The 13,406-nt window shown below is 69.9% G+C and carries 11 protein-coding genes; 5 read left to right on the forward strand and 6 right to left on the reverse strand.

Annotation, left to right across the window (positions count from 1 at the left end; genetic code table 11):
* Positions 1–94: 94 nt before the first annotated feature.
* Complete coding sequence (locus ACPXBU_RS07070) at positions 95–2,494, forward strand: glycoside hydrolase family 65 protein (RefSeq protein WP_425757239.1); 2,400 nt, start codon at positions 95–97, stop codon at positions 2,492–2,494.
* A gap of 35 nt (positions 2,495–2,529) precedes the next feature.
* Here the strand turns inward: ACPXBU_RS07070 and ACPXBU_RS07075 are convergent, their stop codons facing one another.
* Positions 2,530–2,994 carry a hypothetical protein gene (locus tag ACPXBU_RS07075; RefSeq protein ID WP_393365459.1) on the reverse strand — a complete coding sequence of 155 codons (465 nt, stop codon included), beginning with the start codon at positions 2,992–2,994 and terminating at the stop codon, positions 2,530–2,532.
* Between the two features lie 173 nt (positions 2,995–3,167).
* Here ACPXBU_RS07075 and ACPXBU_RS07080 point away from each other — a divergent pair, with 173 nt between their 5' ends.
* Complete coding sequence (locus ACPXBU_RS07080) at positions 3,168–4,331, forward strand: low temperature requirement protein A (protein WP_425757242.1); 1,164 nt, start codon at positions 3,168–3,170, stop codon at positions 4,329–4,331.
* On the opposite strand, the gene ACPXBU_RS07085 is transcribed toward ACPXBU_RS07080, so the two are convergent.
* The gene (locus ACPXBU_RS07085; protein WP_425757244.1) at positions 4,315–4,959 is read right to left on the reverse strand and encodes a TetR/AcrR family transcriptional regulator; all 645 of its coding nucleotides are present in this window, start codon (positions 4,957–4,959) and stop codon (positions 4,315–4,317) included. The genes ACPXBU_RS07080 and ACPXBU_RS07085 overlap by 17 nt on opposite strands.
* Before the next feature lie 80 nt (positions 4,960–5,039).
* On the opposite strand from ACPXBU_RS07085, the gene ACPXBU_RS07090 reads away from it, so the two are divergent.
* On the forward strand, positions 5,040–5,939 hold the full coding sequence (locus ACPXBU_RS07090) for an alpha/beta fold hydrolase (RefSeq protein ID WP_425757246.1): 900 nt from the start codon (positions 5,040–5,042) through the stop codon (positions 5,937–5,939).
* Positions 5,940–5,966: 27 nt separating this feature from the next.
* On the opposite strand, the gene ACPXBU_RS07095 is transcribed toward ACPXBU_RS07090, so the two are convergent.
* On the reverse strand, positions 5,967–6,839 hold the full coding sequence (locus ACPXBU_RS07095; RefSeq protein ID WP_425757248.1) for a LysR family transcriptional regulator: 873 nt from the start codon (positions 6,837–6,839) through the stop codon (positions 5,967–5,969).
* Between the two features lie 58 nt (positions 6,840–6,897).
* Here ACPXBU_RS07095 and ACPXBU_RS07100 point away from each other — a divergent pair, with 58 nt between their 5' ends.
* Both ACPXBU_RS07100 and ACPXBU_RS07105 read left to right on the forward strand, forming a co-directional pair.
* Entirely contained in the window at positions 6,898–7,581 is a 684-nt protein-coding gene (locus ACPXBU_RS07100) for a dihydrofolate reductase family protein (protein WP_425757250.1), read from the forward strand.
* Positions 7,578–8,525 (forward strand): GNAT family N-acetyltransferase, encoded by a 948-nt coding sequence (locus tag ACPXBU_RS07105; RefSeq protein ID WP_425757252.1) that lies wholly within the window; start codon positions 7,578–7,580, stop codon positions 8,523–8,525. Before ACPXBU_RS07100 ends, ACPXBU_RS07105 begins: the two co-directional genes overlap by 4 nt.
* A 152-nt stretch (positions 8,526–8,677) precedes the next feature.
* Here the strand turns inward: ACPXBU_RS07105 and ACPXBU_RS07110 are convergent, their stop codons facing one another.
* The 3 genes from ACPXBU_RS07110 to ACPXBU_RS07120 all read right to left on the reverse strand — a co-directional run bounded on the left by ACPXBU_RS07110 (position 8,678) and on the right by ACPXBU_RS07120 (position 13,394).
* A complete protein-coding gene (locus ACPXBU_RS07110; RefSeq protein ID WP_425757254.1) occupies positions 8,678–10,717 on the reverse strand; it encodes an ABC transporter permease subunit in 2,040 nt (679 codons plus the stop codon).
* Positions 10,714–12,144 (reverse strand): extracellular solute-binding protein, encoded by a 1,431-nt coding sequence (locus tag ACPXBU_RS07115; protein WP_425757256.1) that lies wholly within the window; start codon positions 12,142–12,144, stop codon positions 10,714–10,716. Before ACPXBU_RS07115 ends, ACPXBU_RS07110 begins: the two co-directional genes overlap by 4 nt.
* A 479-nt stretch (positions 12,145–12,623) precedes the next feature.
* On the reverse strand, positions 12,624–13,394 hold the full coding sequence (locus ACPXBU_RS07120) for an IclR family transcriptional regulator (protein WP_393365476.1): 771 nt from the start codon (positions 13,392–13,394) through the stop codon (positions 12,624–12,626).
* Positions 13,395–13,406 lie beyond the last annotated feature (12 nt).

Here is a 13,406-nt window from a genome sequence, read left to right on the forward strand (position 1 = left end):
TCGAAGGTCGGTCGGGTCTCCCGACCTTCGTCCAGGGTTCGTTCAGCCGGATCTGCTTGGCTTGTCCAGGACGTCGGCATTCACGGGAGGCTTCGTGCACACCAGTTCGGCCACCGACCAGCCGCCGCCCGCCGGTGGAACGGCGTACGACGAGACCTGGCGGATCCGACGGACGGAGGCCGACCTGGACCGGCTCGGCGAGACTGAGTCGATCTTCGCGGTGGGCAACGGGTGGGTCGGTTGGCGTGGCGTTCTCGACGAGGGTGCGCCGTGCGGGATGCCGGGCAGCTACGTCAGTGGCTTCCACGAGCGGCGCGAGCTGGGCTATCCCGAGGAGGGGTACGCGTTTCCGCAGGCCAGCGACACCGTGATCAGCGCGCCGAACGCCGCTTTGATCCGGCTCTGGGTCGACGACGAGCCGCTGGACATTCGCACCGGGACGCTGCGCGGGCACGAGCAGGTGCTCGACCTGCGCGCCGGTGTGCTGCGCCGGGAGACCGAGTGGATCTCGCCGGCCGGGCGGGGAGTACGCATCCGCAGCACCCGGTTGGTGTCCCTGCCGCGCCGCCCGGTGGCCGCCGTCCAGTACGAGGTCGAGCCGCTGGACGGTCCCGTCGAGGTGCGGGTCTGCTCGGACCTGCTGGCCAACGAGACGGTGCCGGAGCGCTCGGACGATCCCCGGGCCGCCTCGGTGCCCGACAACCCGCTGACCGCCGAGGCGTACCGGGCGGATGATCTCGACGGGTTGCTTGTGCACCGCACCGAGCGCAGCGGCCAGCGTGTCGCGGTCGCGGTCAGTCACCTGGTGGACGGGCCGAGCACGGTCACCAGCACCGGTGACTGCACCCCGGACCGGGTACGGCTGACCGTGGCGGATCGGCTGCGCCCGGGGGAGCGGCTGCGGCTGACGAAGTTCGCGGCGTACGAGTGGGCGGCGGTCGACGCCACCTCGGCCGACGAGTTGGCGGCCCTGGTCGCCGCCGAGGCGGACGCGGCCCGGGCGGACGGCTTCGACGCGCTGCTCACCGACCAGCGGGCCGCCCTGGACGCGGCCTGGCAGGTCGCCGACGTGCAGCTCGACGGTGACCCGGAGCTTCAGCAGGCGGTCCGGTTCGCGATGTTCCACCTGATCCAGGCCGGCCGCCCGGACTCCGACCGGACCATCGCGGCGAAGGGGCTGACCGGCAACGGCTACGACGGGCACGTCCTGTGGGACACCGAGACCTACGTCCTGCCGGTGCTCACGTACCTGGCCCCGGCGGTGGCCCGTTCGGCCCTCAGGTGGCGGCACGCCCACCTGCCCGAGGCCCGCGAGCGGGCCGCGGAACTACGGTTGACCGGCGCGACGTTCCCGTGGCGCACCATCGGCGGCCGGGAGTGCTCCGGCTACTGGCCGGCCGGCACGGCCGCGCTGCACGTGAACGCCGACATCGCCGACGCGGTGCTGCGCTACCTGGCCGCCACGGATGACGAGCGGTTCCTCGCCGAGGCGGGGCTGGAGTTGCTTGTGGAGACGGCCCGGCTCTGGCACGGCTTCGGGCACTGGTCGGACGACTCGCGCTTCCACCTGCACGGGGTGACCGGCCCGGACGAGTACGCCGCGCTTGTCGACGACAACGTCTTCACGAACCTGATGGCCCGGCGCAACCTGCGGGGTGCGGCGGACGCCGCCGAGCGCCACCCCGACCTGGCCGGCCGACTTGGTGTGGACCGCGACGAGATCGCGCACTGGCGGTCCGCCGCCGATGCGGTTGTCGTTCCGTACGACCGGGAGCGCGGGGTGCACCAGCAGTCCGCCGGGTTCACCGAGCAGCCCGAGTGGGACTTCGCGAACACGGGCGACGACGACTATCCCCTGCTGCTGCACTTCCCCTACCTGGAGTTGTATCGCAAGCAGGTGGTGAAGCAGGCCGACCTGGTGCTCGCCATGCAGCTCTGCCCCGGCGAGTTCAGCGCCGCCGAGAAGGCCCGCAACCTGGCCTACTACGAGGCCCGTACCGTCCGGGACTCGTCGCTGTCGGCGGCCCCGCAGGCGGTGCTGGCCGCCGAGGTCGGGCATCTGGATCTGGCGTACGACCTGTTCGCCGAGTCGGTCCTGCAGGATCTGGCGGACCTGGGGGACAAGACCGCCGACGGGCTGCACCTGGCGTCGCTGGCCGGTGCGTGGCTGGCGCTGGTGCGGGGCTTCGGCGGGCTGCGCGACGACCGGGGTGTGCTCTCCTTCGACCCCCGGCTGCCGCGACAGATCGACCGGCTGGCGTTCAGCCTGCGCTGGCGTGGCCACCGGCTGCGAGTCACTGTGACTCCGACCGAGGCCCGCTACGAGCTGCCCGGCGCCGGCCCGGACGCCGAGGTCGAGCTGTGGCACCACGGTGAGTCGCTGCGGATCACCGAGGCCGAGCCGGTCACCCGGCCGATGCCGCAGGTGGCCGATCCCGGGCCGGAGCCGCTCTCCCCGCCCGGTCGCCGCCCCACCCGCCGCTCGGCCGGCTGAGTCACGCCGGCCCGGCCCGGGTTCGCGCGGAAGGCTCAGGTCGGCCCGGGGTGGCCGGCCATGCGCTCGCGGACGGCCTCCAGCGCCTCGAAGGCGTACGCCCAGTTGTGGCATTTGAAGCTGCGCAGGCCGTCGATCGCGGTGTGGCAGTCGGAGCAGCGCACGCCGGCGATGGCTGCCGGGATCTCGGTGTTGACGTACTTGCGCTCACCGAGGATGACGGTGGCGATCATGGCCTTGTCGTGCAGGCCGGAGACCGCCGACGAGACGATGTCGTACCAGGTGATCCGTCGGCCGCACTTCGGGCAGTCGGGTTCGTCGCCGCTGACCCAGAGCGGGGCGCCGATGCTGCGCGCCGGCATGCCGAGCAGCTTTTCCAGCCGCCGGACGTCCGACTCCGGGGTGGTCCAGCGGTGTCGGCCGGGCAGTGCCGCGGGCGAGTCGTACACCGCGCGGAACAGGTCGTGGTCGACATGCACGGTCTCCCGCTGAGCGGTCATCGTCGTCCCCCTCGTTGAGTAGGTGCCCCCACCGTGGTCAGCGACGACTGTGGGCGCTGCCGGATCAACGACACGAGGGGTCGGCGGGTCGTCCCCGCTGACCCGCTTTCGCCTCCGGCGGCCCACCCGAGGTGGTACGACGGACGCAGGGCGGGCCACCGGGAGGAGCGCCGATGGCGAGCAGGCCCGAACGGGTGCTCCGGGGCGATGACGCACCGCTGAGCGCCTCGTTCCTGGAGCTGTTCTTCGACCTGGCGTTCGTGCTCGCCCTCAGTCAGCTCGCGGAGCATCTGCTGCACGACCTCACCCTGCCCGGGGCGCTGCGTACCGCCCTGCTGTTGGCCGGGGTGTGGTGGATCTGGGTGACCACCACCTGGTTCGCCGACTGGTACGACCCGGACAGCCCGTGGGTCCGGTGGCTGCTGGTCGCTGCCTCGCTGGGCAGCCTGCTGGCCGGGGTGGCGATTCCGCAGGCGTTGGACGGGCGGGGCCTGCTCTTCGCCGGTGCGTACGTCGCGGTCCACATCGCCCGGGGCGCGGTGACCGCGTTCGCGCTGCGTGGTCACCCCCGACAGAAGAGGGCGCTGCGGATCCTCTGCTGGTTCAGCGTCTCCGCCGTGCCGTGGCTGGTCGGTGGGCTCCGGCCGGAGTGGCGGGTGCCGCTCTGGCTGTTCGCTCTCGCGATCGACCTCACCGGCCCACGAATCGGCTGGCCCACTCCCCGGCTGGGACGGACGTCCCGGCCGGAACTGCGCCTCGCCAGCGAACACTTCGCCGAGCGGTACCAGCAAATCATGATCATCGCGCTCGGCGAACTCGTCCTGGTCGCCGGCCTCTCGTACTCCGGTACCCACCTCGACCCCCCGCAGACCGCCGCCTTCCTGCTGGTCTTCGCCGCCGCCGTGCTGATCGGTCTGCTCTACGTGACGCCCGCCGGTCAGCGCCTGGGCCCGGCTCTCGAGCGCGCCGACCCAGCCCGGCTCGGTGTCATCACCGGCTACCTGCACCTCGTGATGGTCGCCGGGTTGGTGGTCACCGCCGTCGGGGCCGAACTGAGCATCGCCCACCCCACGGAGGCGAGTGACCTGACCTCGGCCGTCGTCATCCTGGGCGGTCCGACGCTGTTCCTTCTCGGGCGGACCCTGTTCTCGGTGGCGATCCACCGGCGACTCTCCTGGCCCCGGGTCGCCGCCCTGTTCGTGCTGTCCGGTGCGGCGGTCGTCCTGCGGCTGCCGCTGCTGGCGGTCAGCGCGGTCGCCACCGGGGTGGTGCTCACGGTGGTCGTCCTGGACCACGCCGGCATCCGCTCCTATCGCCGGATCAAGAATCCTGACTGACGTCAGACGGATGGGCTCCGGGCTCATGCGACCCCCGGCCATCAGTGGCAGCGGGTGCCGGGGAGGGGTTACGGGCGGCGGCTGCGGCGACGGTTGCCAGGTCTTCGCTCGAGAAGCCCGTGCGGCTCAGCACCGCCAGGGACTTGTTCGTCGCCAGCGTGCACAACGCCAACTCTGCCGCCTCCTGCTCACCGGCCCCCGCCGCCAGCAACGCCTGCCGCAGCATCGCCCGCAAACCGTCGATCATGGAGCGGACCATCGCCTGACCCTCCGCGTCGAGGGCCGGAAACTGCGTTGCCGACACCGTGAGCAGGCAGCCGTCCGGGACCGACGGGTCGGCGATGCGGTTCAGGGTGACCTGCAGGTAGGCGGCCACCACGGCGCTCGGGCTCGGGTGGGGGCCGGACAGGGCCTGCTCGTACAGCGGGTGGTAGGTCTGCGCGTACCGCTGGAGGCTTTTGCGGAAGAGGGTGCTCTTGTCGCCGAAGGTGCCGTAGAGCGAGCCCCGACCCAGGCCCGTGCCCTCGGTGAGGCGATCGATCGACGCCTCCGAATAGCCCCAGCGCCAGAAGACGTGCATCGCGCGTCGTAGCGCCTCGTCCACGTCGAATTGCTTGCGGCCCGCCATGGTTCGTCAGCCTACACATCTTGTACCGATCGTTCCAAAGGTCTTGTACTGATCGTTCCAACATGCGTAGGGTGGCCGACATGACATACCTGAGTTCGCTACGGCTGCCCGACGGGTTCACCGACGTCTTCACCAGTCGCCTCGTGGAGGTGAACGGGCTGCGGCTGCACGCCGTCACCGGCGGGGACGGCCCGCCGCTGCTGCTTGTCGGCGGGTGGCCGCAGACCTGGTACGCCTGGCGGCACGTGATGCCCGCGCTTGCCCGCCAGCACACCGTCGTCGCCGTCGACTCACGCGGCGCCGGGCTCTCCGACAAGCCCGACGACGGTTACGACGCCGGCACCCTCGCGGCCGACCTGGTCGCGCTGATGGCCGCGCTCGGGCACGACCGGTTCGACGTGGTCGGCCACGACATCGGCATGTGGACCGGATACGCCCTCGCTGCCGATCACCCCGAACGGGTGGACCGGCTCGCCGTCGTCGACGCCATCATCCCCGGCCTCACGCCGACCCCGTCGGTCTTCAGCCCGGCAGCGGTCAACCAGCGGCTCTGGCACTTCGGCTTCAACCGGCTCACCGACCTCAACGAGGAACTGGTCCGGGGGCGGGAGCAACTCTTCTTCGGCTACCAGTTCGCCAAGAAGGCCGCCACCCCGGACGCGATCCCCGCGTACGCCGTGGACGTCTACGTCGACGCGATCGTCGCGGACCCGCGCGGGCTGCCGGCGAGCTTCGGGTACTACCGGGCACTGGACGAGACGATCGCGCAGAACGAGCAGCGCAGGAAGACCCGGCTGACGCTGCCGGTGCTCGCCGTCGGCGGGGCGCGGTACAGCGGCGCGGCGCCCGCCGAGACGATGCGGCTGGCGGCCGACGACGTCACCGGCGTGATCGTCGACGACTGCGGCCACTACGTGGCCGAGGAGCAGCCCGTGCGGTTCACCGAGATCCTGGAGGACTTCCTCGTGGCAAACCGGTAGCGCTCGCCTTTCGAGAAGCAGATGAAGCTAGCTGAGGCGGTGTGCGGTGTCGGCGAACGAGCGGATCAGCTCCGTCTCGTTGCCGGTGCGCCAGATCAGGCCCCACCGGCCGGGCGGGGCGTCGCGAATCGGCACGTACGCGATGTCCGGCCGCGCGTAGTAGCGGGCGGCCTGGGCGTGGACCGGTGAGACGGCTTCGCCGGTGACGAGGATCGGGATCATCTCCTGGAAGTTGGAGACGGACGGGCCGATGCGGATCAGACGCCCACTCGGTGTGCGCAGGGGCACCAGGATCTCCCGCCAGTAGTCCGGCCGGGCCCCGCCCATCACCGTCACGTCCGCCAGGTCCTCGTAGCAGACCGACTCACGGGCGGCGAGCGGGTGGCTCGCCCCGACTGCCAGCACGATGGGTTCGGTGTAGATGACCGGGCCGACGGTGAGGTCCGGCTCCTGGACGGGCAACCACACGATCTGCACGTCGATGTCGCCGGCGCGGAGCTGACCGAAGGGGTCGCCGAAGTCGACGTGCCGGAGCTGTACCTCGCACTCGGGGTGGCCCTGTGCGAACGCGGTGAACAACTCCCGGAAGTCGTGCAGGTTGACGGCGATCGAGCCGACCCGCAGCACCCCGGTCCTGCCGCGGGCGGCGCGCCTGGCCCGATCCATCCCCTCGCACAGGCCCCGGTACATCGGCTGGATGTCGTCGAAGAGTCGCTGGCCGATCGGTGTCAGTGCCACCCGTCGGTTGTTCCGCTCGAACAGGGGGGCGCCGATCCGCCGTTCCTGCTTCTTGATCGCCTGGCTGACCCGCGCCTGCGTCACGTGCAGTCGCTGCGCGGTGCGGGTGAAATGCAGCTCCTCCGCCAGGGTGAGGAAGATTTCGATGTCCCGAAGCTCCACCGCTCATCTCGTCTCGTGAATTAGCGAAGGGTTATGGCACCTTACCAGAATTGATCTTGTGGACGAGGTTGTCACCGCGCAGGCTTGTCGACGTCGGAGCGAGGAACACGCCTCAGCCAAGGAGATGCTCGTGCGCAAGCTCGTCTACTACATCGCCGCCACCCTGGACGGCTTCATCGCCGGTCCGGACGGCGCCGACCCCACCGGCCCGGACGGATTCTGGCCCATCCCGGACGACTACCTGCACCACCTCGTCGCCGAGTATCCGGAGACCCTGCCCGGCCCGGCCCGGCAGGCGTTCGGTATCACCGACGAGGGCAGCCGCTTCGACACCGTCCTGGAGGGGCGGCACTCCTACGAGGTGGGTCTGCGGGCCGGCATGACCGACGCGTACCCGCACCTGCGCCACCTGGTGTTCTCCCGCACGCTCGGCGACAGCCCGGACCCGGCCGTCGAGGTCCTGGCCACCGACCCCATCGCCACGGTACGAGAGCTCAAGCGGCACGACGGCAAGGACGTCTGGGTGATCGGCGGCGGGGCCCTGGCCGGTGCACTCTACTCCGAGATCGACACGTTGATCGTCAAGCTGGCCCCGTTGACCATCGGCGCCGGCATCCCGCTCTTCGGCCGCGACGCCGCCTTCGCACCGCGTACCTGGCGTCTGACCGACCACACCGTCCTGGACAGTGGCGCGCTCTTCCTCACCTACACGCACGCCCAGACCGGAGACGAGTCCGCATGAGCACACTCCCCGACATCCTCACGATCCGTCCCATCACCGGGCCGGACGAGATCGCGCTGTTCAACCGTCTGCCGTACACCATCAACCACGAACTCGCCGACGACCTCGCCGCGCACCGCCGCCGACCGGAGTGGATGTGGGTGGCGCTGCACGGGGACCGCCTGCTCGCCAGGGTCGCCTGGTGGGGCCGCGACGGCGACAGCAGCCCGCTGCTCCTGGACATCCTCGACGTCGACGACGGCGCCGAAGACCTGACCGAGGTGGCGCGGGCGCTGTACGAGACGGCCGCGAAGCAGGTCCTGCCAGCGGGAGGCACCCCACCGGAGTACGGCCGCTTCATCCCGGCGGACTGGCGTGCGGACCCGGACACCCACCGGGCGGTGCGCACGAGGATGAGCGTCCTGGAGAGCACCGGTGCACGCCTGACCGTCGAACGACTACGCCTCCAGTGGAGTCCCGACAGCGGTCTGCCCGCACCCGACCCGCGCCTGGCCTTCCGTCCGGCCCTCGACACCGACGAGCTGGTCGCGCTGATGACCCGTGCGCTGGACGGCACCCTGGACGCGCACAGCCGTACCGACCTGGGGCTGATGTCGCCGCACGAGGCCGCGGTCAAGCACTACGAGCAGGAACTCGCCACGTACTCCAGTCCTCGCGAATGGTGGCGGATCGGCACGGTGGGCGAGCACGGTGAGCCGGTCGGGTTCGTCATCCCAGCGCGCAACGCGTACCACCCGGTGATCGCCTACCTCGGCGTCGTACCGGAGCACCGGGGCCACGGGTACGTCGACGGCCTCCTGGCCGAGGGCACCCGAATCCTCGCCGCCGAGGACGTCCCCCGCATTCGCGCCGCCACCGACCTGGGCAACGTGCCCATGGCGGCGGCGTTCGCCCGCGCCGGCTACGTCAACTTCGAACGGGCCATCAACATGGCCTGGCAGTGAGTGGCGGCGACCTGGCCGTCTTTTCGATGATCGGGACGGATGTCGAAACGGGCGACGCCACTCGCTGATCCGCCGCAGGCGGAGCCGTCGTGGGTCTCCGGTGCCGGGCCGCTGGTGCCCGATCGGCGCCAGCGGCCCGTTCGTACGCTCGATCAGCCCTTCACCGCGCCTGCGGTGAGCCCTTCGGTGAGGAAGCGCTGCCCGAAGGCGTACATGACCACCACGGGGATGCTGACCAGCAGCGACGCGGCGGCGAGTTGGCCTTGCGGCACCACATCTCCGGCGATCATCGACTGCATCCCCACGGGGAGCGTCTTGTACTCGTCCTTGGTGATGAACACGAATGCGAAGAGGAACTCGTTCCAGGCGTTGGTCAGGGTGAAGAGCGCGACCGCCAGCAGGCCTGGCTTGGCCAGCGGCAGCACCACCCGGCCGAACGCCTGGATGCGGCTGCAACCGTCGACGAGCGCGGCCTCCTCCAACTCGACGGGGATCGACGAGAAGTACCCCACCAGTAGCCAGGTGGCGAACGGCAGCGTGAAGGTCGGGTACGTCACCACCAGGGACCACAACGAGTCGGTCAGCCGGGCGCCGATGAGCATCTGGTACAGCGGGATGAACAGCAGCGCGCCCGGCATCACGTAGGTGAGCAGCACCGTGACGGTGAAGCCCTGCGCCCCGCGGAACCGCAGGCGGGCCAGCGCGTAGCCCGCCAGGGCGGCGCAGACAAGCGCCACGGCTGTCGACGCCGCGGACACCAGCAGGGTGTTGAGGTACCAGCGGCCGAACGGCTGGTTGTCGAACAGCGCGCCGAACTGCTCGAGCGTCCAGGGCGTCGGCCACAGGTCGTCGGTACGCATGACGACCTGGCCCTCGGACTTGAAGGCCGTGACGGCGATCCAGTACAGCGGGCCCAGCACGAAGAAGAGCAACCCGGCCAGCGCGGTCCAGGAACCCAGGCCCGACACCACTGACGACGACCGGCGACCGCCTCGGGACTGAAGGGTCGAGACGACCCGGCCGACCGCCGCGGCGATCAGCAGGATCACCCCGAGGACCACCGCCGCCTTCCAGAAGATCTGCGGTGAGGCCCAGGCCAGCAGACCGGTGACGAGCGCGGCGACGACCCACGGCAGGGCCTTCCGCGCCGTCGGAGCCCACCGCCGGGTCCCGATCCACAGTGCTGTCCCTCGGCGCCGCCGGGGCAGTTTGATGTTGGTGTCCTGGCGCAACAACCGGACCAGGACGAACACCAGCCCGCCGATGATCGGCAGCATGACGAGCGTGACCGCCGCGCCCGCGCCGTACTGGAGTTGCAGGATCGCCTTCGAGTAGGCGATGAGCACGTACGGCGCGGTCACGTCGCCCGGACCGCCCTGCGTCAGCAACCAGACGAGGTCGAAGTTGTTGAACGTCCAGATCGACGACAGGGTCACCGTCACGGTGATCACGTGACGCAGTCCGGGCAGCGTCACGTTTCTGAACCGCTGCCACGCCGAGGCGCCGTCGATTGTCGCCGCCTCGTAGAGGTCCGCCGGGATGGCCTTCAACCCCGCGAGGAAACACACGGTGAAGAACGGCACTCCCTTCCAGACGTTGACGAGGATCACCGAGGGCATGGCCAGCTCCGGGTCCGACAGCCAGCCCGCCGGCCAGCTGTCGACCAGGTGCGCGCTGGCCAGCAGCGGCCCGATCCCGGTGGCGGTGAGCAGCGTGTTGACGCTGCCGAAGATCGGGTCGAGCAGCGCGCGCCAACTGAACGCCGTGACCACCGTCGGCACCACCCACGGCACCAGGAGCAACCCGGCCAGCACGGCCCGCCCACGGCGTCGATGGTGTAGCAGCAGGGCCGCGGCCAATCCCAGCACGACCTTGAAAACCTCGGCGTACGCGGTGAAGACGAACGAGTTCACCACGCCGGTGTGGAACTGCTCGTCGCCGGCGAGGGCGAGGTAGTTGTCCAGGCCGACGAACACGCTGTCCTGCCCGTGCCGCTCGGTGGTGCTGGTCACGATCGACCGGGCGATCGGCACGAGAACGAGCCCGCCGACCAGCACGGCCATCGGTGCCAGGAACAGTGCCGCCAGCCGCCAGTCACGCCCCAGTCGCCGCTGGACCGCCGTGAGGGAGCCAGGCCCCGGCGGCGAGGACTTCCGCGCCGCCGGGACCCGCGCAGGACGGAGCGAGCTCACTGCCGCAGCCCCTGCTGGTTGAAGATCTGCACCATCTTCGCGTGGGCGGCCGTCACGGCCTGCTGCGGCGCCGCTCCCTGCACGACCTGCTGCATCATGTCGGTGAGGACGTAGGCCGACCCCACCGCCTGCTGGCCCGCGCTGGCCTTCTGCGGGAAGGCCAGGCCGTTCTTCGTGTTCAGCGGCAGCTTCAGTTCGGTGATTCTGCGCAGCATGGGGAACGCCGCGTCGCCGCTGGTGAAGAACGGGTCGGCATCCCAGACCTTCTCCCAGGCGGGCATCACCAGGCCGGGCGCCTCCTTCGCCACCCCGAGCAGCGCGGGTGCGCTGACCAGGTACTGCGCCAGGAGCTTGGCGAGCGCCGGGTTCTTGGCGCCCTTGAAGACGACGAAGCCCTGCGACTGGCCGAGGAGCAGCGGATTGTCGGTCGCCGGCCCGATGCAGTCGGAGAACACGTGGGTGTTGGCGTGCACCGGGTTCTTCTTGGTCCGCGAGTCCGCGTAGACGCTGAACTGGTTGCGGGTGTAGCCGAGGATTCCGGCGAGCCAGTTCTCGTTGTTGCTGGTGTCGGTCCAGCTCGCGATCCCCGGAGGCAACATCGGCTTGTACTTGGGGTTTGTGTAGATGTCACCGAGGAAGGCAACCGCCTGCACCGTCTCCGGGGAGTTGAAGGTGACCTTCCGGCCGTCGTTGGAGGCGATCGACCCGCCGTACGCGTTGATCAGCGCCTCGATCATGCCGTTGCCGTCACCGGAGCGGTTCACCGTCATGCCCCAGCCGAACCGGCGCTTGGTCGGATCGGAGATCTCCAGGCACAGATCCCGCAGTTCCTCCCAGCTGTAGATGTCCTTGGGAGTGATGCCCTTGTCCTGCATCCAGTCCTTGCGCAGGAACGACCCGATCCCGATGAAGTGGTACGGGATCGCGAACCACTTGCCGTCGAAGACGCAGTAGTTCTTGGCCTCGGCGCAGGGCTCGCCGTACCTGGCGGTCAGCGCCGTCACGACGTCCGTCACGTCCTCCAGGTCACCGAGCGCCTGGAACTGTGCGACGAACCGGGAGTCGGTCATGAACGCCAGGTCGCGCGCCACCCCGCCCTTGACCTCGGCGTCGATCTTGGCCACCACGTCACCGGCGTCGGCCTGAACCAGACTGTTCTCGATCTTCGTGCCGGTGGTGTCGGCGAACTTCTTGATCGAGCTGTCGAGTGCCTCGTTCGCGGCCGTCGAGTAGAGCTTCTGCGACAGCATCCCCATCGAGGAGCCCTTCATCGCCGCCGCGGCGTCGATCAGCTCCTGCGGAACCTCCGGCTGCACCTTGCTCTTCGACTCGGAGCCGCCCCCACACGCGGCCAGACCGGCCGCGCCGAGCAACCCCACCCCCATCCCGAGAAAGCCGCGCCGAGACCACGCCGGGTTGTCCTCCATGGACCATCGCCTCCTTCGTTTCGGCACCGCTGGACGCCGAAGGAGTGCATGGCGAACAGTGCGATGCTCGTGCTCCAAGGTGTGTCTCTGGTCGGCGACCGCGGGCACGTCGCCGCATCGATCAGTGCGATCGCGTACTCGTCGTCGGAGCTGGTGGGGTTGCCACGGTGGCGTCGGGCCCGCCCGTGCCGCCGTTCACCGTCGGAAGTCCGTTCGTGCACGCTCCGCGTGCGCGTCCGAGCGAGCCGCGGGAGAGATGTCGCGTGCCGCTCGCCGGGTGGCACGTCGGGGTTGGGGTGGTCGGCGACCGGGCCGAGAAGGTGGCAATGACGTTCCAGTTCGGTCGGGCCACGGGACCACCACCGTTCGAGATTTCGAACTGAGTTCGAGATACCGTATCGAGTGGTCGCGACGCTAGAGCAGCATTCTGACAGATGTCAATGTTTCGATGGTGTTTCGAACCGAAAGCGCGAGGCTGGCTATCGAGGCTGAGCCCGGTAGCCCATCCGGGCGGACAGCGCGGCGGCACCCTCGCGAACCAACCCCGTCCACCGCACGTGCGCCTGGGGTGTCCAGCGGATGATCGGCGCGGACAGGCTCATCCCGGCGATCGTCGTACCGGAATGATCGCGGATCGCCGCGGCGACGCAGCGCATGGCGCTGTCCGACTCGCCGACGTCGACCGCGACGCTCTCCTCCCGGACACGTTCGAGATGGGCGCGCAGGCGGTCCGGGTCGGTGATGCTGTCCGGCGTCATGCCCGGCAGGTCGCCCTTCTTCAGGACCTCGTCCAGCGCGGCCTGATCGAGCCCCGACAGCAGTATCTTGCCGACCGCCGTGCAGTGCGCCGGCAGTCGCCGCCCGACCGCGGAGACCATCCGGACCGGGTGGGTGCTGTCGAACTTGACGAGGTAGATGACGTCGGCGCCGTCGAGCACGGCCACGTGGACCGCCTCGTCGCACGCGGCGGCCACGTCCCGCGCGACGCACTGCGCCTCGCGGACCAGATCAAGACGGCCGGCGAACGCCGCGCCGAGCTGGAACAGCGGCATGCCGAGCCGATACTGCACCGGCTGGCCCGGTACGGAGATCAGGTACGAGCGGGCCTCGAGCGTGACGAGCAGTTCGTGAACTGTGGTGCGGGGCAGGTCGAGCCGCTCCATCACCTGACGGGCCGACAGTTGGGGATGGTCCAGGAACAGTTCGAGGATGTCGAGTGCGCGGATGACCGCCGATACCACACGGGGCATGTCGATAGTCCC

The sequence above is a fragment of the Micromonospora sp. DT231 genome, from assembly GCF_049847025.1.
Classification (GTDB): domain Bacteria; phylum Actinomycetota; class Actinomycetes; order Mycobacteriales; family Micromonosporaceae; genus Micromonospora.

Coding starts and splice junctions, on each gene's coding strand:
- ACPXBU_RS07075 (WP_393365459.1), bottom strand. CDS start 2,994: ATGACCGCTCAGCGGGAGACCGTGCATGTCGACCACGACCTGTTCCGC.
- ACPXBU_RS07080 (WP_425757242.1), top strand. CDS start 3,168: ATGGCGAGCAGGCCCGAACGGGTGCTCCGGGGCGATGACGCACCGCTG.
- ACPXBU_RS07085 (WP_425757244.1), bottom strand. CDS start 4,959: ATGGCGGGCCGCAAGCAATTCGACGTGGACGAGGCGCTACGACGCGCG.
- ACPXBU_RS07090 (WP_425757246.1), top strand. CDS start 5,040: ATGACATACCTGAGTTCGCTACGGCTGCCCGACGGGTTCACCGACGTC.
- ACPXBU_RS07105 (WP_425757252.1), top strand. CDS start 7,578: ATGAGCACACTCCCCGACATCCTCACGATCCGTCCCATCACCGGGCCG.
- ACPXBU_RS07115 (WP_425757256.1), bottom strand. CDS start 12,144: ATGGAGGACAACCCGGCGTGGTCTCGGCGCGGCTTTCTCGGGATGGGG.
- ACPXBU_RS07120 (WP_393365476.1), bottom strand. CDS start 13,394: ATGCCCCGTGTGGTATCGGCGGTCATCCGCGCACTCGACATCCTCGAA.